This is a genomic window from Hydrogenophaga sp. Root209 (genome assembly GCF_001428625.1).
Lineage (GTDB): Bacteria > Pseudomonadota > Gammaproteobacteria > Burkholderiales > Burkholderiaceae_C > Hydrogenophaga.
Window position 1 is genome coordinate 331,346 of the sequence record NZ_LMIE01000030.1, and the last position, 26,647, is coordinate 357,992.

Annotated in this window: 27 protein-coding genes and 1 tRNA gene; 6 read left to right on the plus strand and 22 right to left on the minus strand. The window is 63.9% G+C overall.

Going from position 1 to position 26,647, the window contains the following annotated elements; all coding sequences use genetic code 11:
* Positions 1–14 precede the first annotated feature (14 nt).
* Positions 15–1,217, plus strand: coding sequence for an MFS transporter (locus ASE11_RS18320; protein ID WP_056274974.1), 1,203 nt, complete (start codon positions 15–17; stop codon positions 1,215–1,217).
* Here ASE11_RS18320 and ASE11_RS18325 read toward each other — a convergent pair.
* Positions 1,214–1,537: a hypothetical protein gene (locus ASE11_RS18325; protein ID WP_056274977.1), complete on the minus strand. Its 324-nt coding sequence runs from the start codon at positions 1,535–1,537 to the stop codon at positions 1,214–1,216. The two genes, ASE11_RS18320 and ASE11_RS18325, sit on opposite strands and share 4 nt — an antisense overlap.
* Before the next feature lie 89 nt (positions 1,538–1,626).
* Between ASE11_RS18325 and ASE11_RS18330 the strand changes: the two genes are divergently transcribed.
* Positions 1,627–2,100, plus strand: coding sequence for a hypothetical protein (locus ASE11_RS18330; RefSeq protein WP_056274979.1), 474 nt, complete (start codon positions 1,627–1,629; stop codon positions 2,098–2,100).
* Positions 2,101–2,163: 63 nt separating this feature from the next.
* Here the strand turns inward: ASE11_RS18330 and ASE11_RS18335 are convergent.
* From ASE11_RS18335 to aceA, 10 genes are all read right to left on the minus strand, one after another.
* Positions 2,164–2,240: transfer RNA gene (locus tag ASE11_RS18335), tRNA-Pro, on the minus strand.
* Positions 2,241–2,276: 36 nt separating this feature from the next.
* Complete coding sequence (locus tag ASE11_RS18340; RefSeq protein ID WP_056274981.1) at positions 2,277–2,732, minus strand: MerR family transcriptional regulator; 456 nt, start codon at positions 2,730–2,732, stop codon at positions 2,277–2,279.
* A 225-nt stretch (positions 2,733–2,957) separates the two neighbouring features.
* The gene (locus tag ASE11_RS18345; RefSeq protein WP_056274982.1) at positions 2,958–3,284 is read right to left on the minus strand and encodes an integration host factor subunit alpha; all 327 of its coding nucleotides are present in this window, start codon (positions 3,282–3,284) and stop codon (positions 2,958–2,960) included.
* 25 nt (positions 3,285–3,309) lie between these two features.
* Entirely contained in the window at positions 3,310–5,739 is a 2,430-nt protein-coding gene (gene pheT / locus ASE11_RS18350) for a phenylalanine--tRNA ligase subunit beta (RefSeq protein WP_056274984.1), read from the minus strand.
* Positions 5,740–5,761: 22 nt separating this feature from the next.
* Positions 5,762–6,814: a phenylalanine--tRNA ligase subunit alpha gene (gene pheS / locus ASE11_RS18355; RefSeq protein WP_056274986.1), complete on the minus strand. Its 1,053-nt coding sequence runs from the start codon at positions 6,812–6,814 to the stop codon at positions 5,762–5,764.
* A gap of 121 nt (positions 6,815–6,935) precedes the next feature.
* Complete coding sequence (gene rplT, locus ASE11_RS18360; RefSeq protein ID WP_056274988.1) at positions 6,936–7,295, minus strand: 50S ribosomal protein L20; 360 nt, start codon at positions 7,293–7,295, stop codon at positions 6,936–6,938.
* Positions 7,296–7,319: 24 nt separating this feature from the next.
* Positions 7,320–7,523: a 50S ribosomal protein L35 gene (gene rpmI, locus ASE11_RS18365; protein ID WP_056275072.1), complete on the minus strand. Its 204-nt coding sequence runs from the start codon at positions 7,521–7,523 to the stop codon at positions 7,320–7,322.
* Positions 7,524–7,708: 185 nt separating this feature from the next.
* Complete coding sequence (gene infC, locus ASE11_RS18370; RefSeq protein WP_082585843.1) at positions 7,709–8,320, minus strand: translation initiation factor IF-3; 612 nt, start codon at positions 8,318–8,320, stop codon at positions 7,709–7,711.
* 108 nt (positions 8,321–8,428) lie between these two features.
* A complete protein-coding gene (thrS, locus tag ASE11_RS18375) occupies positions 8,429–10,336 on the minus strand; it encodes a threonine--tRNA ligase (protein ID WP_056274992.1) in 1,908 nt (635 codons plus the stop codon).
* Positions 10,337–10,584: 248 nt separating this feature from the next.
* Complete coding sequence (gene aceA / locus ASE11_RS18380) at positions 10,585–11,916, minus strand: isocitrate lyase (protein WP_056274993.1); 1,332 nt, start codon at positions 11,914–11,916, stop codon at positions 10,585–10,587.
* 296 nt (positions 11,917–12,212) lie between these two features.
* Here aceA and ASE11_RS18385 point away from each other — a divergent pair, with 296 nt between their 5' ends.
* A complete protein-coding gene (locus tag ASE11_RS18385) occupies positions 12,213–13,184 on the plus strand; it encodes a DMT family transporter (RefSeq protein WP_200959382.1) in 972 nt (323 codons plus the stop codon).
* Between the two features lies 1 nt (position 13,185).
* Here the strand turns inward: ASE11_RS18385 and ASE11_RS18390 are convergent, their stop codons facing one another.
* Both ASE11_RS18390 and hemN read right to left on the minus strand, forming a co-directional pair.
* Entirely contained in the window at positions 13,186–13,857 is a 672-nt protein-coding gene (locus tag ASE11_RS18390) for a sulfite exporter TauE/SafE family protein (RefSeq protein ID WP_056274995.1), read from the minus strand.
* Positions 13,858–13,876: 19 nt separating this feature from the next.
* Positions 13,877–15,256, minus strand: coding sequence for an oxygen-independent coproporphyrinogen III oxidase (gene hemN / locus ASE11_RS18395; RefSeq protein ID WP_056275075.1), 1,380 nt, complete (start codon positions 15,254–15,256; stop codon positions 13,877–13,879).
* A 146-nt stretch (positions 15,257–15,402) separates the two neighbouring features.
* Between hemN and fnr the strand changes: the two genes are divergently transcribed.
* Positions 15,403–16,122, plus strand: a complete 720-nt coding sequence (fnr, locus tag ASE11_RS18400) for a fumarate/nitrate reduction transcriptional regulator Fnr (protein WP_056274998.1) — start codon at positions 15,403–15,405, stop codon at positions 16,120–16,122.
* Between the two features lie 80 nt (positions 16,123–16,202).
* On the opposite strand, the gene ASE11_RS18405 is transcribed toward fnr, so the two are convergent.
* From ASE11_RS18405 to ASE11_RS18445, 9 genes are all read right to left on the minus strand, one after another.
* Positions 16,203–16,433 (minus strand): hypothetical protein, encoded by a 231-nt coding sequence (locus tag ASE11_RS18405; RefSeq protein WP_056275000.1) that lies wholly within the window; start codon positions 16,431–16,433, stop codon positions 16,203–16,205.
* Between the two features lie 31 nt (positions 16,434–16,464).
* Positions 16,465–16,752, minus strand: a complete 288-nt coding sequence (locus ASE11_RS18410) for a hypothetical protein (protein WP_056275003.1) — start codon at positions 16,750–16,752, stop codon at positions 16,465–16,467.
* Positions 16,753–16,777: 25 nt separating this feature from the next.
* Positions 16,778–18,229, minus strand: coding sequence for a cytochrome c oxidase accessory protein CcoG (gene ccoG, locus ASE11_RS18415; protein WP_056275004.1), 1,452 nt, complete (start codon positions 18,227–18,229; stop codon positions 16,778–16,780).
* A 6-nt stretch (positions 18,230–18,235) separates the two neighbouring features.
* Entirely contained in the window at positions 18,236–19,153 is a 918-nt protein-coding gene (gene ccoP, locus ASE11_RS18420; RefSeq protein ID WP_056275007.1) for a cytochrome-c oxidase, cbb3-type subunit III, read from the minus strand.
* Between the two features lie 33 nt (positions 19,154–19,186).
* Positions 19,187–19,324, minus strand: a complete 138-nt coding sequence (locus ASE11_RS18425; protein ID WP_056275009.1) for a cbb3-type cytochrome oxidase subunit 3 — start codon at positions 19,322–19,324, stop codon at positions 19,187–19,189.
* Between the two features lie 16 nt (positions 19,325–19,340).
* Positions 19,341–19,967, minus strand: coding sequence for a cytochrome-c oxidase, cbb3-type subunit II (gene ccoO / locus ASE11_RS18430; RefSeq protein ID WP_056275010.1), 627 nt, complete (start codon positions 19,965–19,967; stop codon positions 19,341–19,343).
* A 10-nt stretch (positions 19,968–19,977) separates the two neighbouring features.
* The gene (gene ccoN, locus ASE11_RS18435; protein WP_200959383.1) at positions 19,978–21,423 is read right to left on the minus strand and encodes a cytochrome-c oxidase, cbb3-type subunit I; all 1,446 of its coding nucleotides are present in this window, start codon (positions 21,421–21,423) and stop codon (positions 19,978–19,980) included.
* Between the two features lie 79 nt (positions 21,424–21,502).
* Positions 21,503–21,640 carry a cbb3-type cytochrome oxidase assembly protein CcoS gene (gene ccoS / locus ASE11_RS18440; RefSeq protein WP_056275012.1) on the minus strand — a complete coding sequence of 46 codons (138 nt, stop codon included), beginning with the start codon at positions 21,638–21,640 and terminating at the stop codon, positions 21,503–21,505.
* 42 nt (positions 21,641–21,682) lie between these two features.
* Complete coding sequence (locus ASE11_RS18445; protein WP_235501351.1) at positions 21,683–24,076, minus strand: heavy metal translocating P-type ATPase; 2,394 nt, start codon at positions 24,074–24,076, stop codon at positions 21,683–21,685.
* A gap of 79 nt (positions 24,077–24,155) precedes the next feature.
* On the opposite strand from ASE11_RS18445, the gene ASE11_RS18450 reads away from it, so the two are divergent.
* Positions 24,156–24,599, plus strand: coding sequence for a universal stress protein (locus tag ASE11_RS18450; protein ID WP_056275014.1), 444 nt, complete (start codon positions 24,156–24,158; stop codon positions 24,597–24,599).
* A 67-nt stretch (positions 24,600–24,666) separates the two neighbouring features.
* Entirely contained in the window at positions 24,667–26,031 is a 1,365-nt protein-coding gene (locus ASE11_RS18455; RefSeq protein WP_082585846.1) for an MATE family efflux transporter, read from the plus strand.
* The last annotated feature ends 616 nt before the right edge of the window (positions 26,032–26,647 follow it).

Below are 26,647 nucleotides of genomic sequence, written 5' to 3' on the forward strand. Positions count from 1 at the left end.
CAGGCCTTCACCGCATGAGCACTCGCCCGGCCATTGCACGCACCTGGCCCCTGGTGTTGCGCCTGGGCACGGCGCAAACACTGGCCTGGGGCTCCACCTACTACCTGCCCGCGCTGCTGGCCAAGCCCATGGCCGATGGCCTGGGCCTGCCGATCTCGCAGATCTGGATCGCCTTCACCGTGGCCTTGCTGGCCTCAGCAGCACTTGGACCCTTCGCCGGCCGCGCCATTGACCGCTGGGGTGGTCGCCCGGTGCTCATGGGCACCAGTGTGCTGTTCGCCTTCGGCCTGGCCAGTCTCTCGCAGGTGCAAGGCACCACCAGCCTCATGCTGGCCTGGCTGCTGATCGGCGTGGCCATGGGCAGCGGGTTGTATGAGGCGGCGTTTGCCGCGCTGGTGCGCCTGCAAGGCACCCAGGCCCGCGCCTCGATCACCGGCATCACGCTCATCGCCGGCTTTGCCAGCACCGTGGGCTGGCCCCTCACCGGGTTGCTGGAGACCGAGTTCGGCTGGCGCGGCGCGTGCCTCGCCTGGGCCGGCCTGCACCTGCTGGTGGGGCTGCCGCTGAACGCGAGCATTCCACGCGCCGCAGCCTTGCCCGAGCCACCGCATGCGCTGGGGGCGGCAGCACCCACCGCGTCAACAGCGTCCCCAACACCGCCACCGAAATACACCGCCTGGGTCCTGTCCTACGTGTTCGCCGCCACCTGGTTCATCAGCACCGCCATGGCGGCGCATTTGCCGCAACTGCTGGTGGCCAGCGGCGCCACGCTGGCCGGTGCTGTCGCCATCGGTGCACTGGTCGGCCCGGCGCAGGTGGCCGGGCGCATGCTGGAGTTCGGTTTTCTGCGCCGCCTGCATCCGCTGCTCTCGGCCCGGTGCGCCGCACTGGCCCACCCGGTGGGGGTGGTCTGCTGGATGGTGCTTGGCCCGGTGGCCGGGCCGGCATTTGCGCTGCTGCACGGCGCGGGCAACGGCATCCTCACCATCGCCAAGGGCACGCTGCCGCTGGTGTACTTCGGCCCGGTGGGTTATGGCCAACGGCAGGGCATCATGATGGCGCCCTCCCGCGTGGCGCAGGCTTTTGCACCCCTGCTGTTCGGCCTGTGCATCGAGCGCTGGGGCGCCGGGGCACTGTGGATTTCGGGTGGTCTGGGGCTCAGCGCGCTAGCGGCTCTGCTGTGGCTGCGCACCAGCCTCCCGGAAACATCGCGCTAGCGCGGCAACTCCTGCAGGCCTGCATCGCTCCAGCCCAGCAGCTCGGCGAGCCGTCTCGCCACCCACACCGACTCGACCTCACTCACCACCACAGGCTCCACCCGCAGACCTTGCAGGCAGCGCGTGAGCACATCGCTCTCGGCCAGACCGAGACTGAACTCCATGTTGCGCGCCGTTTCGGTCAACAGTTGAGCCATGTCTTCGCACAACTCGTAGCGGGCGGCCAGTTCATCGCGCGCCAGGCTGGGCTTCTGGCGGCCGGGCAATACGTACAAGGCCACAAAGGAGGCGGGGATTTCGATCTGGTATTCGTCGGACATACCGCACTGTAATTGCACCAGCCTGGGTCCGGGCGCATGCACCATTACGAGGTATGGTCGACCCATTCAACCGCTTGCCACAACGAAGAATGACCGACACCAACGAACCCGTACACGAAGACCGCCTGTGGAGCGATGGGCATTGGACAGCCCGCGTGATCAAGAACGAAGACGACGATGGATGGGCGGTGGCCATGCACCTGGATGGCGGGTCGGAGCCCGCCTTGGTGGGCCCCTGGACCATGGGCCGCGACAAGAAGAATCCCAAACCACTGGACACGGCGGCCTTCAACACGCTGGTGAAGACCGCCAAGGAAGTCATCCGCCGTTCCGAGCAGCAACTGCATGCCCAGCTCAACAAGAGCGTCAACGTGACGGTTGACGGCAGCCGCCTGCGGATCGCACTCTCCATCGTGCCCGACGAAGAAGGTGCAACCGCCACCCTGAGCGCTCTGGACGAATTCGACGAAGAACTGGCCCGTGTGCCAGTGCCGCCCACCTTCAAGCTGAGTGTCGACAGCGCTCAGGCCTGGGTTGTGGCGGGGTTTGAACGTCCACGCTGAGACTTCAGGCACCAGAAACTGAAAAAGCCCACAACCTTTCGGTTGCGGGCTTTCAGTACTCATTGGTCGGCGTGGCGGGATTCGAACTCGCGACCCCTTGCACCCCATGCAAGTGCGCTACCAGGCTGCGCTACACGCCGACAAGCCTCGAATTATAGCTGTCAAAGACAGGTATTTCAGGCCGTGTGACGAAGAAGCTCGCGTATTTCAAGCAGTTCGCGGCGCACCTCGTGAACCAGCAACCCCGTGCCTGCAATCACTTCATGCGCCCGGTCATTGGACGCGGTTCGGGCTTCGTCGTGGATCACGGCATCGAAATCGATCACATCGAGCGCTTCGTCCTCGTCATCACCACGGCGCTTTTCGCGTTCGGCCTGCACGAGTTCCTGCAACTTGTTGCGGGCACCGCTGATGGTGAAACCCTGGTCGTACAACAGCTCACGGATGCGGCGAATCATGAGCACCTCATGGTGCTGGTAGTAGCGACGGTTGCCCCGCCTTTTCATAGGCCGCAGCTGCGTGAACTCCTGCTCCCAGTAACGCAGCACGTGCGGCTTGACACCACACAGTTCGCCCACCTCACCGATGGTGAAGTAGCGTTTGGCCGGGATGGGAGGAAGCGTTTTTTCCATGAAAATCAAGGCGGTACAGACCGAAGCTTGAATTTACTCTAACAAGCATGGGCGTGCGCAGGGGAAGGTGGAATTCTGTGTGAAATGTTGCAAACGCCACCGAGGCCGGCGCAATACGACCGTTCAAGGCCGTTAGCTGACCGTCTGGCACCAAGCAGCCAAGCCGCATGGGCCTGGCCTTAAAAGACACGCCGCTTCGATCTGAAAGCGGCTTGGAATCGAGGTTCAACCACCTATGACGGCGGTCTGCACCTGTTCCTTGAGCTTGGGACTGGCGTGGAACGTGACCACGCGACGCGCCTCGATGGCCACCGGTTCCCCGGTGCGCGGATTGCGACCGGGACGCGGCGCCTTGGTGCGGATCTGGAAATTGCCGAAGCCCGAGATCTTCACGTCGGTGCCTTCGACCAGGCTGTCGGTGACGAGATCGAAGAAGGCATCGATCATGTCTTTGGACTCCCGCTTGTTCAGACCGATCTGGTCAAACAGCATCTCGGCCAACTGGGCTTTGGTCAGTGCGGGTGTCTCCAGGCTTTCTACAGCGAGTTCCATGCGGTGCTTCTCCATCCTCGTTCGGTCAGGCGCGCAGCCGGGCTGCCACGCGCGTTTGCAGGGATTCAAGGGCGGCTTTCACGGTCGCCTCGATATCTTCGTCGGTCAGTGTAGCGTCGTCGCGGTTGAGCACGAGTCGCACTGCCAGGCTTTTTTCGTCGGGCGCCAGAGCGCCCGGTGCGGCGGACTCCGACTGCTTCTTGGGACGGTAGACGTCAAACAGCACCACGTCGCGCAGCCAGGCACTGGAAGGCGCACGAATCGCTTCGACCACGGCCGCGTGACTCACACTCTCCTTCACCACGATGGCCAGGTCGCGCTCAACGGCCTGGTGGCGACTCACGGCCTGATAGACCGGAACGTCCCGCACAAGCACCGCATCAAGCTCCAGTTCGAACAGCACGGGCGCCTGCGCGAGGTCGTACGACTGGCGCCAACGGGGATGCAACTCACCCACGTGGCCAATGCAGCGGCCTTGCAGCCAGACGCCGGCACAACGGCCGGGGTGCATCGCGGGATGTTCGTCGGCGCGGAACTCGGGCTTGAGCGGCGCGAGCAAGGTCTGCACATCGCCCTTGGCGTCAAAGAAATCGGCCACGCGCTCCTCAGTGCCCCACTGCAGCGTGTCCACCGCCCCAAAGCTCAGGCCAGCCACGCGCATCGGCTGGTGGAACCCGGCCACGCTGGTGTCGCTGTCGACCACCGACGCATCCTTGTGGAACACGCGCCCTACTTCAAACAGGCGCACGCGCTCGGCGCGGCGATCAGTGTTGAACTTGAGCACCGACACCAGACTGCCGATCAAGGACGAACGCATCACGCTCATCTGGCTGGCAATCGGGTTGAGCAGGCGGATCGGATCGGCGTTGCCAGCGAGCTCGCGCTCCCAGCGCTCTTCCACGAAGCTGAAGTTGATGGTTTCCTGATAACCGAGCTGGGCCAGCAGCCGACGCACCGCAAACGGTCCACGCTGGGCTTCAGGCCGGATCTTGGCGGTGATCGGTGCCAGCGGCGGCGTCTCGGGCAGTTGGTTGTAACCCACCACGCGCGCGACCTCTTCGATCAGGTCTTCCTCGATCTGGACGTCGAAACGGTACGCAGGCGGCGTGACCGTGACGGTGCCGTCGCCCTCTTCCAACGTGAGCCCGAGCCGACGCAGGGCGCCTGCGCACTGCACCTGCGTGAGCGGCATGCCGATGACCTTGTTCGCACGCGCCACGCGCAGGATGACGGGCTTGGCCACCGGCAGATTGACCACGTGGTCATCCATCGGACCCGCTTGACCACCGCAGATGTCCAGCACCAGTTGAGTGATGCGCTCAATGTGTTCGACCGTCGTCGAAGGGTCCACGCCGCGCTCGAAACGGTGTCCTGCATCGGTGGAAAAGTTGTAGCGGCGCGAACGGCCAGCAATGGCCTTGGGCCACCAGAAGGCGGCCTCGATGTAGATGTTCTGTGTGTCGTCGGACACGGCGGTCGCGTCGCCACCCATGATGCCGGCCAGCGATTCCACCGCTTGGTCATCAGCGATCACGCCCACCTGCGCGTCCACCGAAACGGTGTTGCCGTTCAGCAATTTCAGTGTCTCGCCCTCGCGCCCCCAACGCACCTCCAGGCCTCCGTGGATCTTGTCGAGATCGAAGATGTGCGAGGGGCGTCCCAGCTCGAACATCACGTAGTTGGAAATGTCCACCAGCGGCGAAACACTGCGTTGACCACAACGCGCGAGACGCTCCACCATCCAGGCGGGCGTGGCGGCGCGGGTGTTCACGCCGCGCACGATTCGGCCCGTGAAGCGACCGCACAAATCAGGCGCGCTCACCGCCACCGGCAGGCGGTCTTGCAGGGACACGGCTGCGGCAGGAAACGTGGGCTCGATCAAGGGCGCACCGGTGAGCGCGGACACTTCGCGCGCGATGCCGTACACACTCAGGCAATGCGCCAGGTTGGGCGTGAGCTTGAGCGTGAACAGCATGTCGTCGAGCAGCAGTTGCTCGCGGATGTTGCGCCCCACCACCGCCTCGGCGGGCAACTCCAGCAAACCACCGTGGTCTTCACTCAGTTTGAGTTCACGCGCCGAGCACAACATGCCCTGGCTTTCAACGCCGCGCAGCTGCCCCAGTTTGATCAGAAAGGGCTTGCCGTCTTCACCCGGTGGCAACTCGGCACCCACCAGGGCACACGGCACCTTGATGCCCGCGCGGGCGTTCGGCGCGCCACACACAATGTTGAGCAGGCTGCCCTGCCCCACGTCCACCTGGCACACGCGCAGGCGATCGGCATTGGGGTGCTGCTCGGCGGATTTGATCTCGCCCACGACGATGTGGGAGCACGGCGGCGCCACGGCCTCCAGCTCCTCCACTTCCAGACCAGCCATGGTCAAGGTGTCGGCCAGTTGCTGGCTGCTCAGAGGCGGATTGCAGAAGGCACGAAGCCAGGATTCGGGGAATTGCATGTCGGTGTCTCGGCGCGGTGGATCAGCGGAACTGGGCGAGGAAACGGACGTCGCCGTCGAAAAACAAGCGCAGGTCGTTCACGCCGTAGCGCAGCATGGTCAAGCGGTCCGGGCCCATGCCGAAGGCAAAGCCGATGTATTTCTCAGGGTCCAGACCCATGTTGCGCACCACGTTCGGGTGCACCTGCCCGGAGCCCGCCACCTCCAGCCAGCGCCCGGCCAGCGGTCCGCTCTGGAACTGGATGTCGATCTCGGCGCTGGGCTCGGTGAACGGGAAGAAGCTGGGTCGAAAGCGCAGCACCAGGTCGTTCGATTCGAAAAAGGTGCGGCAAAAATCGGTGAAGACGAACTTCAGATCCTTGAAGCTCACGTTCTCGCCCACCCACAGGCCTTCACACTGGTGGAACATGGGCGAGTGCGTGGCGTCGCTGTCGACACGGTACGTGCGGCCGGGCGCAATGACGCGAATCTCCGGCATCGGTCGACCGGCATCCAGGTCCACACGGTGGCGTTTGACGTGCTGCACCGCATGGCGGATCTGCATGGGGCTGGTGTGGGTGCGCAGCAGGTTCGGCGCTTTCTCGCTGCCACCTTCCACATAGAAGGTGTCGTGCATCGAACGCGCCGGATGATCCTCGGGCGTGTTCAGAGCGGTGAAGTTGAACCAGTCGGACTCGATCTCGGGGCCCTCGGCCACCTCGAAGCCCATGGAGCCGAAGATCGCCTCGATGCGCTCCAGCGTGAGGCTCACAGGGTGAAGACCACCTTGCCCGCGCTGACGACCTGGCAGGGTCACATCCAGCGCCTCGGCCTTGAGCTGGATCTGCAGCTCGGCATCGGCCAGAGCCTGGCGGCGCTCCGTCAGCGCGGCTTCAATCGCCTGCTTGGCCAGGTTGATGGCAGCACCGTGGGTCTTCTTCTCGTCCACCGGCAGCGCGGCCATGCCCTTCATCAGTTCGGTGATGCGGCCGGCCTTGCCCAGGTATTGGGCCTTGGCGTTTTCCAGATCGGCCGGAGTGGCAGCTTGCGCAAACCCTGCGCGGGCGCTGTCGACCAGTGCGTCCAACTCGTTCATGTGTGTACTTGAATCGTTGCAAACAAAAAAAGGGGTTGAAGCCAGCGAGGGAATTCCCTCAAGCTTCAACCCCTTTGAGCGACCGGAGATCACCGCGCTGACGCGGTGTCCCTGTCGTGAATCAAGCGGCCAGCTTGGCTTTGACTTGCTCCACGATGCTGCCAAAGGCAGCCGGGTCGTTCACGGCCAGATCGGCCAGAACCTTGCGGTCGATTTCGATCGAAGCCTTCTTCAGACCGTTGGCGAACTGGCTGTACGTCAAGCCGCATGCGCGAGCACCGGCGTTGATACGGGCAATCCACAACTGACGGAAGACGCGCTTCTTGGTGCGACGATCACGGTAGGCGTATTGCCCAGCCTTCATCACCGCCTGTTTGGCGATGCGGAAGACGTTACCGCGGCGGCCGCGGAAACCTTTGGCCAGAGCCAGTACTTTTTTGTGTCGGGCGCGAGCCGTGACACCACGTTTGACGCGAGGCATGTGTGTTCTCCTGTTCGTCGTTGATCAAATACCCATGCCGGGCAGCATCTGTGCCATGTGACCCATGTTGGTCTCATGAACAGTGACTGATCCGCGCAGATGGCGCTTGTTCTTGGTGGTCTTCTTGGTCAGGATGTGACGTTTGAAGGCTTGACCGCGCTTGACGGTGCCACCGGGACGAACGCGAAAACGCTTTTTCGCGCTGCTCTTGGTCTTCATTTTGGGCATCTTCATGCTCCTTTTCGTTTGTGCTCGTGAGGCGCTGCGAACCTTCCGCAGACTTGTTGGCCCCGAGCCACTTTTTATGGAAAACCTTTCGGCTTTCCGGTTCGGCGTCCGGCTTTTCAGCCAGCGCCTCGGACCGGCAGGAGACTACCCCGCCCGTCCAATGCTGTTCGTCTCGCCAGCGGCCTTCAGGCTACCGGTTGTCCTGCCGCAGGCGCTGCCGCCTCGGTGGGTTTCGCTGCGCCGCCACCCGTCTTCTTGCGACCGGGGGCAATCATCATGATCATCTGGCGGCCTTCCAGCTTGGGGAATTGCTCCACGATGATCGAATCGGCCAGCTCGTCACGAATGCGGTTCAACAGGGCCAGACCCAGATCCTGGTGGGTGATCTCACGACCGCGGAACCGCAGCGTGATCTTGCATTTGTCACCATCGTCCAGAAAGCGCCGGATGTTGCGCATCTTGATGTTGTAGTCGCCGTCGTCGGTACCGGGTCGGAACTTGATTTCCTTGATCTCGATGACCGTCTGCTTGGCCTTGGCTTCCGCCGCCTTCTTCTGCTCCTGGTACTTGAACTTGCCGTAGTCCATCAGGCGACACACAGGAGGCACGGCCGTGGCCGCGATTTCGACCAGGTCCACGTCCAGTTCACCGGCCATGCGCAGCGCTTCTTGCAGACTGACGATGCCCAGTGGCTCGTTTTCCGGGCCGTTGAGGCGAACCTCGGGGGCCATGATTTCACGGTTCAGTCGGTGTGCGCGCTCTTCACGTTGGCGGCGGTCGCGAAAGTTGGTAGCTATGGTGAGTTCCTTGATGTGGGCTGTTCAGGCGAAAGGGCGGCCCCTCGGCCGCCCACATGCACATGAAGTGCGCCGCGGCAGCGAGGGCATCAACCTGGATGTTTGCAATCAAACCTTGGATGAAACGTCTGCCGCAATGAGTTTGGAAAAGGCTTCCAGCGGCATGACACCGAGGTCTTTGTTACCCCGAGCCCGCACAGCCACGGCACCAGCTTCTTTCTCTTTGTCGCCCACGACAATGATGAAAGGCAGCTTTTGCAACGCGTGCTCTCGTATTTTATACGTTATTTTCTCGTTGCGCAGGTCTGTGATGACCCTAAGCCCTTGATTTTGCAATGATTTCGCGATTTCCCGACAGTAATCAGCCTGCGCATCGGTGATGTTGAGCACCGCCACCTGCACGGGCGAGAGCCAAGTGGGCAGCGCGCCGGCGTGTTCTTCGATCAGGATGCCGATGAAGCGCTCCAGGCTGCCGACGATGGCCCGGTGCAGCATGACGGGGCGGTGGCGCGCGCCATCTTCACCCACGTACTCGGCATCCAGCCGCTCGGGCATGGAGAAATCGACTTGCATGGTGCCGCACTGCCACTGCCGGCCGATGGCGTCCTTCAGCGTGTATTCGATCTTCGGACCGTAGAACGCGCCGTCGCCAGGCGATATTTCGAATTCGCAGCCAGAGGCGCGCAGGCTTTCCATCAACGCGTGCTCTGCCTTGTCCCAGACTTCGTCGGAGCCGATGCGCGCGTCAGGTCTCGTGGCGACCTTGTAGATGATGTTCTTGAAGCCGAAGTCGGCGTAGACCTTCTGCAGCAATGCCGTGTAGGCCAGGCACTCGGGCAGGATCTGCTCTTCGGTGCAGAAGATGTGGCCATCGTCCTGCGTGAAGCCTCGCACGCGCATGATGCCGTGCAAGCCGCCACTGGGTTCGTTGCGGTGGCACTGGCCGAACTCGCCGTAGCGCAGCGGCAGGTCGCGATAGCTCTTGATGCCCTGCTTGTAGATCAGGATGTGGCCCGGGCAATTCATGGGCTTCAAGGCGTAGTCGCGCTTTTCACTCTCGGTGGTGAACATGTTGTCGCGGTACTTGTCCCAGTGACCGGTCTTCTCCCACAGCGACTTGTCGATGATCTGCGGGCCCTTGACCTCCTGGTAGCCGTTGTCGCGGTAGACGCGGCGCATGTACTGCTCGACCTCCTGCCACAGCGTCCAGCCCTTGGGGTGCCAGAACACCAGGCCGGGTGCGTGCTCGTCGATGTGGAACAGATCGAGTTCACGCCCGAGCTTGCGGTGGTCGCGCTTCTCGGCCTCCTCGATCATGGTCAGATGCTGCTGCAGTTCGTCCTTGGTGGCCCAGGCCGTGCCGTAAATGCGCTGCAGCATCTCGTTGCGGTGGTCGCCGCGCCAGTAGGCGCCGGCCACCTTCATGAGTTTGAAGTGCTTGAGCTTGCCTGTGCTGGGCACGTGGGGGCCGCGGCACAGATCTTCGAATGCGCCTTCGCGGTAGAGCGACACATCTTCGTTGCTCGGGATGCTGGCAATGATTTCGGCCTTGTAGTGCTCCCCCATGCCCTTGAAATACGCCACGGCTTCGTCGCGCGGCAACACGCGGCGCACCACCGGCTCGTCCTTGTTGGCAAGCTCGGTCATGCGCTTTTCGATCGCCACCAAATCATCGGGCGTGAAGGGCCGCTTGTACGAGAAGTCGTAGAAGAAGCCGTGCTCGATCACCGGGCCGATGGTCACCTGCGCGTCCGGGAACAGCTCCTTCACCGCATAGGCCAGCAGGTGGGCGGTGGAATGGCGGATGACTTCCAGGCCGTCGGCATCCTTGGCGGTGACGATGGAGAGAGGGCTGTCCTGCGTGATGAGGAAACTGGTGTCAACCACCTTGCCGTCAATCTTGCCGGCCAGCGCGGCCTTGGCCAAGCCGCTGCCGATTGAGGCAGCGACGTCGGCCACGGTAACCGGGCCGGGAAATTCGCGTTGGGAACCGTCGGGGAGCGTGATGTGCAACATGGGGAGGTCCAGAAAACAAAAAAGCGCGGCAGGGGCCGCGCTGGTGTGGGTCAAAAGGGAATCGGGCAGGCGCGAACTGCGGGCCTTAGAAGGCCGGGAGGGTGATCTCCTGAGTTCGCGGTGTCATAACCAGATTGCCTTTCTCGCTCTTGCTGATTCAAAGAAGCATTGATTTTCCCATAAAAAAGCCACCCCGAAGGGTGGCGATTCTTGTCTCCTCCAACCGCTCTGGGGCGGACTCAGGGATTTCAGTGGAACTGCTCTTCTTCGGTCGAGCCGGTCAGGGCCTTCACGCTGGAGGAGCCACCCTGGATCACAGTGGTCACGTCGTCGAAGTAACCCGCGCCCACTTCCTGCTGGTGCGACACGAAGGTGTAGCCCTTGTCGCGTGCGGCGAATTCCTGCTCTTGAACCATCTCGGTGTAGTGCTTCATGCCTTCGCCGCGGGCGTAGGCGTGGGCGAACTGGAAGGTGTTGAACCAGTTGATGTGGATGCCGGCCAGCGTGATGAACTGGTACTTATAGCCCAGCGCGGCCAGGTCTTCCTGGAACGAGGCAATCTGCTTGTCGTTGAGGTTCTTCTTCCAGTTGAACGAAGGCGAGCAGTTGTACGACAGCAGCTTGCCGGGGCACGCGGCTTGCACGGCTTGCGCGAATTCGCGGGCGAAGCCGATGTCGGGCACGCCAGTCTCGCACCACACCAGATCGGCGTAGGGCGCGTAAGCGATGCCACGGCTGATGGCTTGTTCCAGGCCGTTCTTGACGCGGTAGAAACCTTCCTGCGTGCGCTCGCCGGTGAGGAAAGGTTTGTCATTGGCGTCGTGGTCGCTGGTGATCAGGTTGGCGGCTTCGGCGTCGGTGCGGGCCAGCACGATGGTGGACACGCCCATCACGTCGGCGGCGAAGCGCGCGGCGATGAGTTTCTCGCAAGCCTCTTGCGTGGGCACGAGCACCTTGCCACCCATGTGGCCGCACTTCTTCACGGCGGCCAACTGGTCTTCGAAGTGCACGCCGGCGGCACCGGCGGCAATCATGTTCTTCATCAGTTCGAACGCGTTCAACACGCCGCCGAAACCGGCTTCGGCGTCGGCCACGATCGGCAGGAAGTAGTCGATGAACTCCGGGCTACCCGGCTCGATGCCACGGCCCCACTGGATTTCGTCGGCGCGCTTGAAGGTGTTGTTGATGCGGCGAACCATGGTGGGCACCGAGTCGTAGGCATACAGCGACTGGTCGGGGTACATGGTTTCAGAGGTGTTGCCGTCAGCGGCCACTTGCCAGCCCGACAGGTACACGGCTTCCAGGCCGGCCTTGGCTTGCTGCATGGCCTGACCGGCGGAGATGGCGCCGAAGGCGTTCACGTAGCCCTTCTTGGAGCCGCCGTTGACCTTGTCCCAGAGCTTCTCGGCGCCGCGCTTGGCCAAGGTGTGCTCGATCTGCATGCTGCCGCGCAGGCGCACGACGTCGGCGGCCGAGTAGCCACGCTTGACACCTTTCCAGCGAGGGTTGGTCGCCCAGTCTTTTTCCAGGGCTTCGATTTGCTGCTGGCGGCTCAGTTGCTCGGTCAGGGATTGAGGCATGGGGATACTCCGTGAGGTTGATGGAACAGGGGCGGCTTCGGGGTTGTGCAAACTCTCTTGCAGCGCCTCAGCCAGTGCCTTCACTTTAAGTCTTATAGAAGACTTTTATAGGCTCTTATGTCTTATATAAGAGAAGAAATTTTTCTTTGTTTATCAATGATGTTTTCTCATATTTTCTCAATGTGGAAATTGTTTTCTTGTATTGAGAAATTTTTCCGCACCGCACCATTCTTGAATTTCACAATAAGAAATTTAGTTCTCTCATCCCGAAAAGTGGCAGCAGCAAAGCTTCGGGCATGATCCAGCCCACTTCCGAATCGACCGTTCTCGTGAATCCCACCCTTCCCCTGAACCGCTGGTGGGCCTATGCCTGCCTCGCGCTGAGCATGTCACTCGTGGGCAGCTACGTGGCCCTGTCCAAGCCGCTGGTGCTCGTGTTCCCCATCTTCTTGCTGGCCTGGCTGCGTTTCGGCATTGGTGGGCTGGCCATGGGGCGCTGGTTGAAGAAGCCGCAGGGCGAACCGCCCATCACGCCACACACGCGCTGGCTGCTGTTCCTCGAATCGTTCCTGGGCAACTTCCTTTTTTCCATCTGCATGCTGTTTGGCGTGAGCATGACCACGGCGGTGGCTGCTGGCGTGGTCATGTCGTCCATCCCGGCGGTGGTGGCGGTTCTGAGCTGGGTCTTCCTGCGCGAGCGCGTTGGCTGGCGAAGTGCAGCAGGCATCGCTTGCGCAGCCATCGGCATTGGCCTGTTTTCGCTGCAGAAGGTCGACGGCGGCACGGTCCCCGACGTCAGCGGTCCCTTTGGCATCAGCCGGGCCCTGCTGGGCAACGTGCTGGTGTTCGCAGCGGTGGTGTGCGAAGCGTCTTACGTGGTGATCGGCAAGCGCCTCACCGAAGGTTTGGGGCCCAAACGCATCTCGGCCATCATCAATTTGTGGGGCTTTGCGCTGGTCACGCCGCTCGGACTGTGGGCCGCGTGGTCGTTCGACTTCGGCACCGTGAGTCTGCCGATCTGGACACTGTTGGTGTTCTATGCACTGGCGGCCAGTGTGTGGACGGTGTGGCTGTGGATGACCGGCCTGAAAACCGTCCCGGCCTCTCAGGCCGGCGTGTTCACCGTGATGCTGCCGGTGAGTGCAGCGGCCATCGGCGTGCTGTTCATGGGTGAGCGCCTCACCGCTTTGCAGATGGTGGCCTTCGGCATCGCCCTGCTCGGACTCCTGCTGGCCACCCTGCCCCAACGACGCTCGGCACAAGCCTGATTCACAGGCACCACAGGCCGGTGGGCTGGGTGATGCCCATCCACAGCGCCCAGCCGGAAGTCACCGCCAGCGCCAACCCCGCCAGCCGGATGCCCCAGGCGCCCGATCGCGCGCCGTTCAGCCGCAGCAGCAGCCACGGAGCGGCGGTCAACGAAATCGAGGTGCCGATGGAAAACAGCGCCATGATCGCGGCGCCCTCCAGTGCGTTGGCCGAGAGCGACGCCACCAGCAGCGCCGAGTACAACAAACCGCAAGGCATCAATGCCCAAGCCACGCCCAGCACCACCGGCGCGCGCTGGCCCATGGACATGAACACCGGGCGGGCCTTGCGCCAGATGTTCTGACCCATGCTCTCGATCCAGGCCGGCTGGCGCGCACGCCACAGCAGCGTCATGCCCAGCAGCAAGGCCGCCACGTGGAACGAGGTCCACACCGGGCGGATCACCGTCGTGTTGGTGCCCAGCCAGGCCAGGCCTTGTACCGAGCCTGCCGCGAAAGCACCGAACAGCGCATAGCCGACCATGCGGCTGACCTGAAAGGTCCACAGCGCCTGGGTGCTGCGCGCACCCGCGGTGCGGCTGATGCCGGCGCAGGCCGCACCGCACATGGCCACGCAGTGGGGGCCACCCACCACACCCATGAACAAGGCCGTGATCGCCATCGAGGTTTGCATGGGGTCAATGTAGTGCAGCTCAGATGATCTTGGAGAACCGCGCTCGATCCTGGTCCACCCTCAGGTATTTGTCGAACACCATGGCGATGGCACGCACCAGGTACCAGCCGGCCTCGGTCACCTGGAGGCCGGCCTTGTCCAGGCGCACCAGCCCGTGCTCGGCCAAGCCCTCAAGGATTTCCAGCTCACGCGCGAAATAGCCCCTGAAATCGATCAGGTGTCCGAGTTCGATCGACTCGAACTGCAGCTCGCCCTGGCACATCAAGGACATGATCACCGAGCGGCGCAGCAGGTCGTCGCGCGTCAGCGCCAGACCGCGCACGATCGGCAGGCGGCCCTGGTCGAGCATGTCGCGGTACTCCTCCAGCGTCTTGGCGTTCTGGCTATAGGTGGCACCGATGCGACCAATGGCCGAGACACCGAGCGCAATCAGGTCGCAGTCGGGCTGGGTGCTGTAGCCCTGGAAGTTGCGGTGCAGCCTGCCCTGTCGCTTGGCCACGGCCAAGGCGTCGGTGGGCAGGGCGAAATGATCCATGCCCACGTACACGTAGCCAGCGTCCTGCAATGCATCGAGCGAAGCCGACAGCATGGACAGCTTGGCACTGCCGCTGGGCAGCTCGGCAGCGATGATGCGCCGCTGCGGCTTGAAGCGCGAGGGCAGGTGCGCATAGGCGTAGAGCGCGATGCGGTCGGGCCGCAACTCATTGACCTGTGCGAGCGTGCGCGCGAACGACTCCGGCGTCTGCATGGGCAGGCCATAGATCAGGTCGACATTGATCGATTCGAACCCGATGCGCCGTGCCGCAGCCACCAGGGCAAACACCTGCTCCGCGGGCTGAAGGCGGTGCACCGCCTTTTGCACCGTGGGGTCGAAGTCCTGCACGCCGAAGCTCAGGCGGTTGAAGCCCAGACGCGCCAGCGTGCGCAGGCGCTCTTCGGTCACGGTGCGCGGATCCACCTCGATCGAATACTCACCGCCCGGCACCAGCGTGAAATGCGAGCGCAGCATGCTCATGAGGTCTTCAAGCTCGCTGTCCGACAGGAAGGTCGGTGTGCCGCCGCCCAGGTGCAGCTGCGACACGTTCTGGCCCGAACCGACGTGTGCCACCTGCAACTCCACCTCAAGCGCGAGGTAGCGCAGGTACTCGGCGGCGCGTTCGTGGTGCTTGGTGATCACCTTGTTACAGGCGCAGTAGTAGCAGACCGATTCGCAGAACGGAATGTGCACGTACAGCGATAGCGGCAGCGCCATCGATCCCACCTTGCGCTGCTCGAGCGCCTGAACGTAGTCCTGCTCGGTGAAAGCTTCAACGAAGCGGTCGGCGGTGGGGTACGAGGTGTAGCGCGGTCCGGGAATGTCGAACCGGCGAAGCAGGTCGTCAGAAATGGTGTGGCTCACGGGGGTCTCCCAATCAATGGGGCCACTGTGCAGCACGACGGCGATGCGCCCCTTGATCTTCATCAACAGGCGGTACGGCGGGCGGTTTTGGTCATCAACACCCCACGGGGGTATGCTGTCACCTGTCACACATTCCTGGATTCTGTATGGACGCCCACACGATCAAAGTTGCCTGCTCCAGCTGCAACCTGCGCGAGCTCTGTCTTCCCATGGGTTTGAACCCCGAGGAGATGGACAAGCTGGACCGCGTGATCTCCACCCGCAAACGCATCAAACGCGGTCAATCGCTCTTCAACGTGGGAGACAAGTTCACCTCCCTCTACGCCGTGCGCTCGGGCTTTTTCAAGACCTGCGTCACCACCGCCGACGGCCGCGACCAGGTGACCGGCTTTCAGATGACGGGCGAGATCATCGGCATGGACGGCATCGTGAGCGACCACCACTCCTGCGACGCGGTCGCGCTGGAAGACGCCGAGGTCTGCATCATGCCGTTCGACCAGGTTGAGGAACTCTCTCGCGAGTTCACCACGCTGCAGCACCATGTGCACAAAATCCTGAGCCGCGAGATCGTGCGCGACCATGGCGTGATGCTCTTGCTGGGCAGCATGCGGGCCGAGGAACGGCTGGCCGCCTTCCTGCTCAACCTGGTGCAGCGCCTGCACGCGCGCGGGTTCTCGCAGTCCGAGTTTGTGCTGCGCATGACGCGCGAAGAAATCGGCAGCTACCTGGGCATGAAACTCGAGACCGTGAGCCGCACGTTCTCCAAGTTCGTGGAGGACGGCATCATCGATGTGAAGCAGCGCTACGTGCACATCAAGAACGTCGACGGCCTGCGCCAGATCGTCAACCCACAGACCTGTTTATAGAGCCCCACGCTCCGCCGCTGCGCGGGTCGCTGCCCCCCGAGGGGGCTGATCCGCATTGGGGCGGCCCTGCGGCGGATCGTTCAAAGCTCCGACGGCGGCACGGCCAGCAGCGTGGTCAAAGCGCTCGACGCTACCGTCAACCCCCAGAACACGAAAAACGCCAGCGTGTAGACCGCTTCCCGCGACAACGCCAGCGGCGAGCCGAACCAGTGCAGGTCGCTCGGATCCACCAGCGCAAACACGATCATCTCCAGCACGGCCGCCACCAGAAAGGCGGGCCATGCAATCCACATCAGGCGTCTTCCCCACATGGGCTGGTCTCCCCGTTGTTGTGGTGGCGGATCACTGGGCCGGGATCACCGGCGAGGCAGCGTTGTTGCGCGCCTGGTGGGCCGGCTGCAGCTTGGCCAGCGCGTCGATACGGGCCTGGCCTTGCAGTGCATGGGCGGCCTTGAAGTCGCGCTGGTAGTCGGCCTTGTTGAGCACCGGGTCGGCACCATTGATGGCGAAGAAGGCAGCGGTCAGGCTGGCCGCCACGCCCACCAGCGGCGCCCCTACCACCAGCCACATCTGCGGGGTGCGCCACCAGGCGGGGGCCGGGGCAGTCGTCATGGCATGGGATGAATTCATGGAAATCTCCTGAAAAGGGGCTGGGTCAACGCGGCACGAGGAAGGCGGCCTTCTCGGTCACGCGGGCCACGTCGTCGCCGGTGGAACTGATGTCGAACTGGATCGGGTGTGAGCCGGTTTGCGCAGTGCCGGGCGGAATCTGAACCCGCACCGCGGCCGATCGCACCTCGGTGGGCAACACCTCGACCTCGGTGACCGGGTCCAGCGTGATGCCCGGCAAGCCAGAGACCGTGATGGCGTAGCGCTGCGTCTTTTCGGTGGCGTTCATGATCTGCAGGCGGTACACGTTTTCGATGCGGCCCTGCTCCACCATGCGCGCGAGCGACCCGCGGTCGCGCATCACGTCCACCCGCAGGGGCGTTCGCATGAACAGGCTCACACCCACTGCGGCGGTGATGGTCAACAGAATGGCCGAGTACACCAGCACACGTGGTCGCATGGCGCGCCGCAGCATCTGCTTCGTGTCCCAGCCCTGCGCCATGCCGTTCTGGGTTGAAAACTTGATGAGTCCACGTGGGTAGCCAACCTTGTCCATCACGTCATCACACACGTCAACGCAGGCCGCGCAACCGATGCACTCGTACTGCAGGCCCTTGCGGATGTCGATGCCGGTGGGGCAGACCTGCACACACAAGGTGCAGTCCACGCAAGAGCCCAGACCCAGCGCCACCGGGTCGGCCTTCTTCGAGCGCGGCCCACGCGGCTCGCCACGCTTCTCGTCGTAGGTCACGATCATCGTGTCGTTGTCGAACATCGCGCTCTGGAAACGCGCATAAGGGCACATGTACTTGCACACCTGCTCGCGCAGGAAACCGGCGTTGCCGTAGGTGGCGAAGCCGTAGAAGAAGATCCAGAAGGTCTGCCAGGGTCCGAGCGAGGCGGCCAGGGACAAGGCAGCGAGCTCGCGGATGGGCGTGAAGTAGCCGACGAAGGTGAAGCCTGTCCACAGCGCAAAGGCGATCCACAGCACCTGCTTGAGCACGCGCTTGCCGAGCTTGGATGCCGACATGCCGGCTGCGTCCAGCCGCAGGCGCGCCGAGCGGTCGCCCTCCACTTTCTTTTCGATCCACAGGAAGATCTCGGTGTAAACGGTCTGCGGGCAGGCAAAGCCGCACCACAGCCGCCCCGCCACCGCGGTGAACAGAAACAGCGAGAGCGCCGAGATCACCAGCAGGCCCGTGAGGTAGATGAAGTCCTGCGGGTAGAGCACCAGACTGAAGATGTAGAAGCGGCGCACCTCCAGATCGAACAACACGGCCTGGCGCGCATTCCACTCCAGCCAGGGCAGACCGTAAAAAACGATCTGCGTGATCCACACCATGAGCCAGCGCCAGTTGGAGAACACCCCCGAGACCGAGCGCGGGTGGATCTTCTGGCTCGCCGCATACAACGACACCATCGTCTCATCGTCCACCGCTGCGGGCACGATGGGAATGACGGTGGCTGAAGGCTTGGTGGTGGACACGGGGGGTTTCAACCGGACTCAGTTGGCCGCAACCGGCGGCTTGTTGGACATGCCCCAGACATAGGCTGTGAGCACGTGGATCTGGTCGGCGTTGAGCTTGGCCGCCTGCGCCGGCATCTGGTTGGTGAAGCCATTGGTCACGGCGCGCGTGATGGCTTCTTCGCCCCAGCCGTGCAGCCAGACGCCGTCGGTCAGGTTGGGTGCGCCCAGCGCGGTGTTGCCCTTGCCATCGGCGCCGTGGCAGGCGGCACACACGGCGAACTTGGCGCGACCTTGTGATGCGCGCACCGAGTCGTGCGGCGTGGCCGACAGGCTCAAGACGTAGTGGGCCACGTTGCGAACATCATCGGGCGTTCCCACGACAGCGGCCAGGGGCGGCATCATGCCGATGCGCCCTTGTGTGATCGTGGTCTTGATGGCGGCGGGGTCTCCGCCGTGCAGCCAGTCACCGTCGGTGAGGTTGGGAAAGCTGCGGGCGCCACGCGCGTCCGAACCGTGGCACTGGGCGCAGTTGTTCATGTACAGCCGCTCTCCGACCGCCATGGCCGGCGCGTCACCGGCCAGCTGCTCGGGCGACAGGCCATTGAAACGCGCGTAGATGGGGGCGATGTCCTTCTGCGCCTTGTCCACCTCAGCCTGGTGCTGGCCTTGCGATGTCCAACCCAGCAGACCCTGGTATTTGCCGAAGGTGGGGTACAGCACGCCGTAGACCAGCGCAAAGATCACCGTGATGATGAAAAGGTACACCCACCAGCGTGGCAGGGGGTTGTTCATTTCTTGCAGGTCCTCGTCCCACACGTGGCCGGTGGTGTTGTCGGCCCGGGCCTTGACCTTGGTCGTACCGCTGATCCAGAGCAGGACCGCGCAGGCCAGGATGCTGACCAGGGTCAACCCGGCCACATACCAGGACCAGAATTCGCTGGTGAAATCACTCATGATGTTTCTCTTGTTCTGACTGGTTCGCGGGGTTCATTCGTCCTGAAAAGGCAGCTGCGCTGCCTCATCGAAGCGTTCCTTGTTCCGCTTGGACCAGGCCCAGGCGACGATGCCCAGGAAGGTCAGCATGCTGACCACGGTGACGATGCTGCGCAGGTCGTTGATGTCCATGGTGTCCTCCGTGGGGTTACTTGATCGCGGTGCCAAGCACCTGCAGATAGGCCACCAGCGCGTCGAGCTCGCTCTTGCCCTTCACGTCGGCAATGGACGCTGCGATCTCGTCGTCGGTGTAGGGCGCGCCCAATGTGCGCAGCACCTCCATGCGCCGGGGAACACCGGCTTCTTTGACCACATTCTTCTCAAGCCACGGGTAGGCCGGCATGTTCGACTCGGGCACCAGGTCGCGCGGGTTGGTCAGGTGCACGCGGTGCCACTCGTCGCTGTAGCGCCCGCCCACGCGGTGCAGGTCGGGCCCGGTGCGCTTGCTGCCCCACTGGAAGGGCCGGTCGTACACGAATTCACCCGCCAGCGAGTAGTGTCCATAACGCAGCGTCTCGGCCTGCAGCGGCCGGATCATCTGCGAGTGGCAGTTGTAGCAACCTTCTCGCACGTAGATGTCGCGCCCGACAATCTGCAGCGCGGTGTAGGGCTTGAGACCCTCCACCGGCTGGGTGGTGGATTTCTGGAAGAACAGTGGAACGATCTCCACCAGTCCACCCACCGCGATCACCAGCACGATGAGCACGATCATCAGGAAGTTGTTGGTCTCGATCCGCTCGTGGGTGAAACCCTGGACTTTGTCTTGGTTGGCCATGGTGTTGTCCTCAGGCGTGAGCAGGGTTGAGCGCGGGGATGCGCACGTCCTGCGCCAACCCGGTCTTGACCGTCATGAACGTGTTCCACAACATCACCAGCATGCCGCCCAGGTAGAGCAATCCGCCGAGCAGCCGGATCACGTAGAAGGGGAAGGTGGCCTTCACCGACTCAACAAAGGTGTAGGTCAGGCTGCCGTCGGGGTTGACCGAGCGCCACATCAGGCCCTGCATCACACCGGCAATCCACATGGCCGCGATGTAGAGCACGATGCCGATGGTGGCGACCCAGAAATGGACTTCGATGGCCGGCACCGAATACATCTTCTTCTGGCCGTACAGGCGTGGAATCAGGTAGTACATGGAGCCCATGGTCACCAGACCCACCCAGCCCAGGGCGCCGCTGTGCACGTGGCCCACGGTCCAGTCGGTGTAGTGGCTGAGGGCGTTGACCGTCTTGATGGACATCATCGGACCTTCAAAGGTCGACATGCCGTAGAACGAGAGCGAGACGATCAGGAAGCGCAGGATCGGATCGTCGCGCAGTTTGTGCCAGGCGCCCGAGAGCGTCATGATGCCGTTGATCATGCCGCCCCAGCTGGGCGCGAGCAGGATGAGCGAGAACACCATGCCCACCGACTGTGTCCAGTCGGGCAGCGCGGTGTAGTGCAGGTGGTGCGGGCCGGCCCACATGTAGGTGAAGATCAGGGCCCAGAAGTGAACGATCGACAGGCGATACGAGTAGACGGGACGCTCGGCCTGCTTGGGGATGAAGTAATACATCATCCCGAGGAAGCCGGCCGTGAGGAAGAAGCCCACCGCGTTGTGGCCATACCACCACTGCACCATGGCGTCCTGCACCCCGGCGTAGGCCGAGTAGGACTTGAAACTGTCCACCGGAAGCGCCGCGCTGTTGACGATGTGCAGCATGGCCACGGCCAGGATGAAGGCGCCGAAGAACCAGTTGGCCACGTAGATGTGGCGCACCTTGCGTTTGCCGATGGTGCCGAAGAACACCACCGCGTAGGCCACCCAGACCACCGCGATCAGGATGTCGATCGGCCATTCGAGTTCAGCGTATTCCTTGCCCTGCGTGAGGCCCAGCGGCAGCGTGATCGCAGCCAGCACGATCACCAGTTGCCAACCCCAGAAGGTGAAGGCTGCCAGGCCATCGGAGAAGATGCGCGTCTGGCAGGTGCGCTGCACCACGTAGTAGCTGGAGGCAAAGAGCCCGCAGCCACCAAAGGCAAAGATCACCGCGTTGGTGTGCAGCGGCCGCAACCGGCCATAAGACAACCACTCGATGCCCAGATTGAGCTCGGGCCAGGTGAGCTGGGCCGCGATGATCACGCCCACCAGCATCCCCACCACCCCCCACACCACCGTCATGATGGCGAACTGCCGCACCACTTTGTCGTTGTAGACCGCCGACTGGCTGGTCTTGTTTGTCACGGACATGCTGAAACTCCTCACAAATATCGCTGGTTGAAGTGTCTTGCGCGCGGGAGCGCGGCGCCTTGACTTACATCAAGCGGGCTCAATCGTTCTTGAGTATCCGCTCTCCTTCTCGCTCGATGTTGTCGAATTGCCCGGCCTGCAAGGCCCACCAGAACACGCCGATGATTCCGAACACGAGCAGCACGGAGAGCGGGATCAGCAGATAGAGAACGTCCATGGTGGGCGGGCTTTCGGAATCGTTGGAGGGGGTCGGTCCATGCTACGCCGTTGCGGGCGCAGCAACCGGATGGGCTGGCGAACGATCGGGGGTCTTTCCGGCCAGGCGCAGGGCGTTGCCGATCACCAGCAACGAACTGCCCGCCATGCCCAGGCCGGCCAGCCAGGGCGGCATCCAGCCCACCAGAGCGAATGGCACGGCCACCACGTTGTAGGCCGCCGCCCAGACAAGGTTTTGCCGTACCACGCGCAGCGTGGCGCGCGCCTGAGTGAGCGTGTGCACCACATCCATCACCTGACCACCCTGGATCACGTAGTCGGACTGGGCCTGGGCCAGCGGCGCGGCCTGGCCCAGCGCGAACGAGGTGTCAGCACGCGCGAGCACCGGGCCGTCGTTGAGGCCGTCACCCACCATGGCGATCTTCAGGCCCTGTGCTTGCAGACGGGTCACTTCCACCAGCTTCTGCTCGGGTGTGGCGCCGGCGATCACGTGGTCCACCCCCACCGCCTGGCCCACCGACTCGGCGGCCCCCGCGCGGTCACCCGACAGCAGCCAGGTGCGCACGCCCAGCGCGCGCAGCGCCTGCACCGCCTCGCGGGCGTCTTCGCGCAGGGCTTCTTCCAGCGTGAAGCTGGCCATCCAGCCAGCGTCGTCGCTCAGGTGGACGCGCGGTGCGTCCTCGGGCGTGCCCGGTCCGGGCGCGCCGCAGAACGCGGCAGATCCCAGCCGCACGCCGGTGCCGCCGGGCAGGCGGGCTTGCATACCCTGCCCGGCCACTTCGGTCACATCCATCAGTTGCAACCCCGACCCGTGGCTGGCCAGGGCACGGGAGACCGGGTGCAACGAGCCCGCCGCCAGCGCGCCCGCCAGGGCCAGCGCCTGCTCGCGGCTCATGCCGGCCCGCGTGCTCACCTCGCGCAGCGCCAGGCGGTCGTGGGTCAGCGTGCCGGTCTTGTCGAACACCACGGCGTTGATGCTGGCCAAGGTCTCGAACGCCTGCAGCCGGCGCACCAGCACGCCGCGGCGCGCCAGCGCGCCGGCCGAACTCAGCATGGCCGCCGGTGTGGCCAGCGACAGCGCACACGGGCAGGTGACGATGAGCACCGCCACCGCCACGGCGAGTGCCCGCGTGTGATCGATCTGCCACCAATAGACACCTGCCACGGCGGCCGCCAGCAATACCAACACCAGAAACGGCGCGGCGACGCGATCGGCCAGGACGGCCAGACGCGGCTTCTCGGTGGAAGCCTGCTCCATCAGCTTGACGATCTGGGCAAAGCGCGTGTCGCGCCCCACCAGGGTCACGCGCATGCGCACCGGGCCACCCAGGTTGAAGCTGCCCGCCACCACGCCCTGCCCTTGCGCGCGGGTCACCGGGCGTGATTCGCCGGTGAGCAAGGCCTCGTCCACCGTCGCGCGCTCGCTCAGCAGTTCCCCGTCGGCCGGAAAGGCCTGCCCTGCCTGCACCCGCACCGCGTCACCCACCACCAGGCGGCGGATCGACACCGTCTCCAGTCCTTTGGCGGTCTCGCGCTCGCAGACCTCGGGCAGGCGGTTCATCAGGCTGTCGAGCGCGCCGGCTGTGCGGTCGCGCGCCTTGAACTCCAGATAACGCCCGCCGAGCAGGAAGAACACAAACATGGTCAGCGAATCGAACCAGACTTCCGCGCCCCAGGGGCCGGTGGGGTCGAAGGTGGCGGCCGAGCTCACCAGGAAGGTGACCAGGATGCCGATGGACACCGGTGTGTCCATGCCCACGCGGCCGTGCTTCAGGTCGCGCCAGGCGCTCTCGAAGAACGGACCGCTGGCGAAGAACACCACCGGCAGGCTGATCACCCAGCTCGCCCAGCGCAGCAACTGGTCGATGTCGGCCGGGATCTCGCCCGGCTCGGTCACATACGCGGGCCATGCGTACATCATCACCTGCATCATGCAGAAGCCCGCCACGAACAAGCGCCACAAACCCTGGCGCGTCTCGCGCAAGCGCTCGCTGATGCCCAAGGCCTGCTGCATCGGCAGCAAACGGTAACCGCGCTCGCCCACCACTTGCGCCAGGGCCGACATGCGGGTGGCCCGCGGATCCCAGCGCAGCGTGAGCCGGCGCGTGGCCGCGTGCACGCGCGCCTGCACAACCCCCGGCAGGCCCTGCAAGGCCGACTCCACCGTGTCGGCGCAGGCCGCGCAATACATGCCCTGCACCATCAACACCGACTCGGCGACCTCGCCTTCGGTCTGCTCGATGCGCAGGGTGAAGGTCTCCTGCTCCACCGGGTCGTCGAGCACGGCGAAATTGTCGGTGACGGTGAGCGGACCCCGGTGGTCGCCCAACCAACCGGCCGCTGGCGGGACAGGTGCGGGGTCGGCGCGCGTGGGCCGCACCGGGAGCGTGGTCGCGGCCTGATTCATGGCTGGAGGGTAAGCGGGGTGTTCTTTCATGGGCTTGATCCAAGTCAACCACGAAGCGCTCACCTGCGCTACCCTGCGGACTCAAACAACAACTTTGAAGGAGCAAGCCATGTACAAGCGCATCCTGGTGGCCACCGACGGCTCAAAACTCTCCAAGATGGCGGTGGAGCATGCCCTCACCCTGGCCGACCTGACCGGTGCCGAGGTCGTGGCCCTGAAGGTGATTCCCCGCTATCCACAAACCTATTTCGAAGGTGGCGTGGCGCTGGCAGCCGCGGAGATCGCACGAATCGAAGCCCAGTGGAACGAGGAAGCCCTGGCCGTGGTGAACGCGGTGAAATCGGCCGGGCAGCTGCGCGAGGTGAAGGTCAAGCCGGTCACCGTGAAATCCGACCTGATCGCCGAGGCCATCATCGCCACGGCCAAGCGCAGCAAATGCGACCTGATCGTGATGGCCTCGCACGGCCGCCGAGGCCTGAAGCGACTCTTGCTGGGCAGCGAGACCCAGCAGGTGCTGACACATTCGCACACGCCCGTTCTCGTGCTGCGATGACTTGACCTCGGCCTCACAGGCCTGAGAGGGCCGGTGTAGAGTGGGCGCGCATTCTCGCCCACCCTCCATGCCGCCCTCACCCCACGCCACGCCGACCTTCGTCACCGGCTCCACGCTCAGACACGTCGTCAGCATGACCGCCACCGGCTCCATCGGGCTGGCGGCGGTTTTTTTCGTTGACGTGCTCAACCTCTTCTACATCGCGCAGCTCGGGCAGAAGGAGCTGGCGGCGGCGGTGGGGTACGCGGGCACGCTGCTGTTCTTCCTCACCTCGCTGGCCATCGGTCTGTCGATCGCGGCCACGGCATTGGCCTCGCGTGCCCTGGGGCGCGGCGAACGCGAACAAGCCAAGCTGATCGCGGGGGCCTCGCTGGTGCTCATGGCGCTGTTCATGGGTGGCGCCGTTCTGCTGGTCTACCCCTGGCTGGCCAGGCTGCTCGCACTGCTTGGCGCCACGGGCGACACCGCCACGCTGGCGCTGCGCTTCACCCGCTGGGTGCTGCCCTCGGCCGTGCCGCTGGGGCTGGGCATGTGCCTGGCGGCGCTGCTGCGTTCGCTGGGCGATGCACGGCGGGCGATGTTCGTCACGCTGGGCGCAGGTGCCGTCTCGGCCGTGCTCGACCCGTTGTTCATCCTGGTTCTGGGCTGGGGGCTGGACGGCGCGGCCGTGGCCACGGTGCTGGCGCGATGCTCCATGGTGGTCATTGGCGCGCAGGCGCTGCGGGTGCACGGTCTGTTTGCCTGGCCGAGTGTGTCGGTGCTGCGCGGCAGCCTCAAGCCGTTCCTGGCCATCGGTGTGCCGGCTGTGCTGACCCAGGTGGCCACACCGGTGGGCAACGCGTTCGTGACCGCGGCCATCGCACCGTTCGGCGACAACGCGGTGGCGGGCTGGGCGGTCATCGTGCGCCTGATCCCGGTGGCCTTCGTGGCCTTGTTCGCGCTCTCGGGCTCGGTGGGACCGATCCTTGGGCAGAACCTGGGCGCTCGTCGGTTCGATCGGCTGCGCAGCACGGTGCGTGACAGCCTGAAGGTGACGCTGGTGTATGTGCTGTTGGTCTGGCTGCTGATGGCCGTGGGCAGCGGCTTCATCGCTGACGCGTTCGCCGCGCAAGGTGAGGCACGCGAACTCATCGTGTTCTTCTGCGTGTTCGTGGCCGGCAGCTTTTTCTTTAACGGGGCGCTGTTCGTGGCCAACGCAGCCTTCAACAACCTGGGCTTTGCCTTTTACTCCACCGCGCTCAACTGGGGCCGCGCCACACTGGGCGTGGCGCCTTTCATCTGGATCGGTGCGCAGTGGTTTGGTGCGCGCGGTGTATTGGCGGGTTACGGCCTGGGTGTTGTGGTGTTTGGTTTGATGGGGGTGTGGTTGAGTCGGCGGGTGCTGCGGCGGTTGGAGCGGGAAGCCTCTTCTTCAGTCGTTGTTTCCGGCTAGCGGTTGATTGCCTGCGCTTCTTCGGCTCGCGGACGTGGCTCGCTCTGCTCCGCGAATGTCCCCCAGTGGCCTGCGGCCCCCTCCTCCTTGATTTCGCTGCGCAGAACAAGCCACGCCCGCGAGCTGCCTGCACCCATGCACGTCAGCCACTACGTGCACCCTCTCTTCGCATACCAACGAGGTCGTCGGCAGCCGGGCTGACCGGCGCAGCGGCATAAAGGAGGAGCACGGGGCGCAGCCCCGGGCGGGGGACAGCTGCGGAGCCGGTCAGCCCGGTTGCCGCCGACCGGATCAGGCCAACGAAGTGAAGCTGGCAGCACCGACTAAAGTAGTGACTGTTGAATGGTGGCCCTTCGGACCGAAAACCTAGGCCCGACAGGTACTTACGCGCGTCAGTCGCGACTTTGCTGCCCTAATGGAAGGACGAGGCACATTTTGGGGCCATCATCGGACATCGATTATCAGGACACCGCGCTCTTACTTCGCTCCTCGCCTTCTGCAGTAGAGGTCCGGTCTTAATGAACCGCCCCGCGTTTCGTGGAGGCTTGTTGGTTTAAGTCAGGCAGCGGTTGCCACCTGATTGGCGAGATGCCGGTAATAGTTTGCCTCAGCTTCA

What these genes read in the sequence shown, in the direction of transcription:
- ccoS (WP_056275012.1), bottom strand. Translation starts at nt 21,640, where the DNA reads ATGGACGTTCTCTATCTGCTGATCCCGCTCTCCGTGCTGCTCGTGTTC.
- ccoP (WP_056275007.1), bottom strand. Translation starts at nt 19,153, where the DNA reads ATGAGTGATTTCACCAGCGAATTCTGGTCCTGGTATGTGGCCGGGTTG.
- pheS (WP_056274986.1), bottom strand. Translation starts at nt 6,814, where the DNA reads ATGAACGAGTTGGACGCACTGGTCGACAGCGCCCGCGCAGGGTTTGCG.
- ccoN (WP_200959383.1), bottom strand. Translation starts at nt 21,423, where the DNA reads ATGTCCGTGACAAACAAGACCAGCCAGTCGGCGGTCTACAACGACAAA.
- ASE11_RS18405 (WP_056275000.1), bottom strand. Translation starts at nt 16,433, where the DNA reads ATGTGGGGAAGACGCCTGATGTGGATTGCATGGCCCGCCTTTCTGGTG.
- ASE11_RS18445 (WP_235501351.1), bottom strand. Translation starts at nt 24,076, where the DNA reads ATGAAAGAACACCCCGCTTACCCTCCAGCCATGAATCAGGCCGCGACC.
- pheT (WP_056274984.1), bottom strand. Translation starts at nt 5,739, where the DNA reads ATGCAATTCCCCGAATCCTGGCTTCGTGCCTTCTGCAATCCGCCTCTG.
- ASE11_RS18425 (WP_056275009.1), bottom strand. Translation starts at nt 19,324, where the DNA reads ATGGACATCAACGACCTGCGCAGCATCGTCACCGTGGTCAGCATGCTG.
- ASE11_RS18325 (WP_056274977.1), bottom strand. Translation starts at nt 1,537, where the DNA reads ATGTCCGACGAATACCAGATCGAAATCCCCGCCTCCTTTGTGGCCTTG.
- ASE11_RS18340 (WP_056274981.1), bottom strand. Translation starts at nt 2,732, where the DNA reads ATGGAAAAAACGCTTCCTCCCATCCCGGCCAAACGCTACTTCACCATC.
- ASE11_RS18390 (WP_056274995.1), bottom strand. Translation starts at nt 13,857, where the DNA reads ATGCAAACCTCGATGGCGATCACGGCCTTGTTCATGGGTGTGGTGGGT.
- aceA (WP_056274993.1), bottom strand. Translation starts at nt 11,916, where the DNA reads ATGCCTCAATCCCTGACCGAGCAACTGAGCCGCCAGCAGCAAATCGAA.
- ASE11_RS18320 (WP_056274974.1), top strand. Translation starts at nt 15, where the DNA reads ATGAGCACTCGCCCGGCCATTGCACGCACCTGGCCCCTGGTGTTGCGC.
- ASE11_RS18455 (WP_082585846.1), top strand. Translation starts at nt 24,667, where the DNA reads ATGCCGCCCTCACCCCACGCCACGCCGACCTTCGTCACCGGCTCCACG.
- rpmI (WP_056275072.1), bottom strand. Translation starts at nt 7,523, where the DNA reads ATGCCCAAAATGAAGACCAAGAGCAGCGCGAAAAAGCGTTTTCGCGTT.
- ASE11_RS18450 (WP_056275014.1), top strand. Translation starts at nt 24,156, where the DNA reads ATGTACAAGCGCATCCTGGTGGCCACCGACGGCTCAAAACTCTCCAAG.
- ASE11_RS18410 (WP_056275003.1), bottom strand. Translation starts at nt 16,752, where the DNA reads ATGAATTCATCCCATGCCATGACGACTGCCCCGGCCCCCGCCTGGTGG.
- ASE11_RS18330 (WP_056274979.1), top strand. Translation starts at nt 1,627, where the DNA reads ATGACCGACACCAACGAACCCGTACACGAAGACCGCCTGTGGAGCGAT.
- ASE11_RS18345 (WP_056274982.1), bottom strand. Translation starts at nt 3,284, where the DNA reads ATGGAACTCGCTGTAGAAAGCCTGGAGACACCCGCACTGACCAAAGCC.
- rplT (WP_056274988.1), bottom strand. Translation starts at nt 7,295, where the DNA reads ATGCCTCGCGTCAAACGTGGTGTCACGGCTCGCGCCCGACACAAAAAA.
- ASE11_RS18385 (WP_200959382.1), top strand. Translation starts at nt 12,213, where the DNA reads ATGATCCAGCCCACTTCCGAATCGACCGTTCTCGTGAATCCCACCCTT.
- fnr (WP_056274998.1), top strand. Translation starts at nt 15,403, where the DNA reads ATGGACGCCCACACGATCAAAGTTGCCTGCTCCAGCTGCAACCTGCGC.
- ccoO (WP_056275010.1), bottom strand. Translation starts at nt 19,967, where the DNA reads ATGGCCAACCAAGACAAAGTCCAGGGTTTCACCCACGAGCGGATCGAG.
- thrS (WP_056274992.1), bottom strand. Translation starts at nt 10,336, where the DNA reads ATGTTGCACATCACGCTCCCCGACGGTTCCCAACGCGAATTTCCCGGC.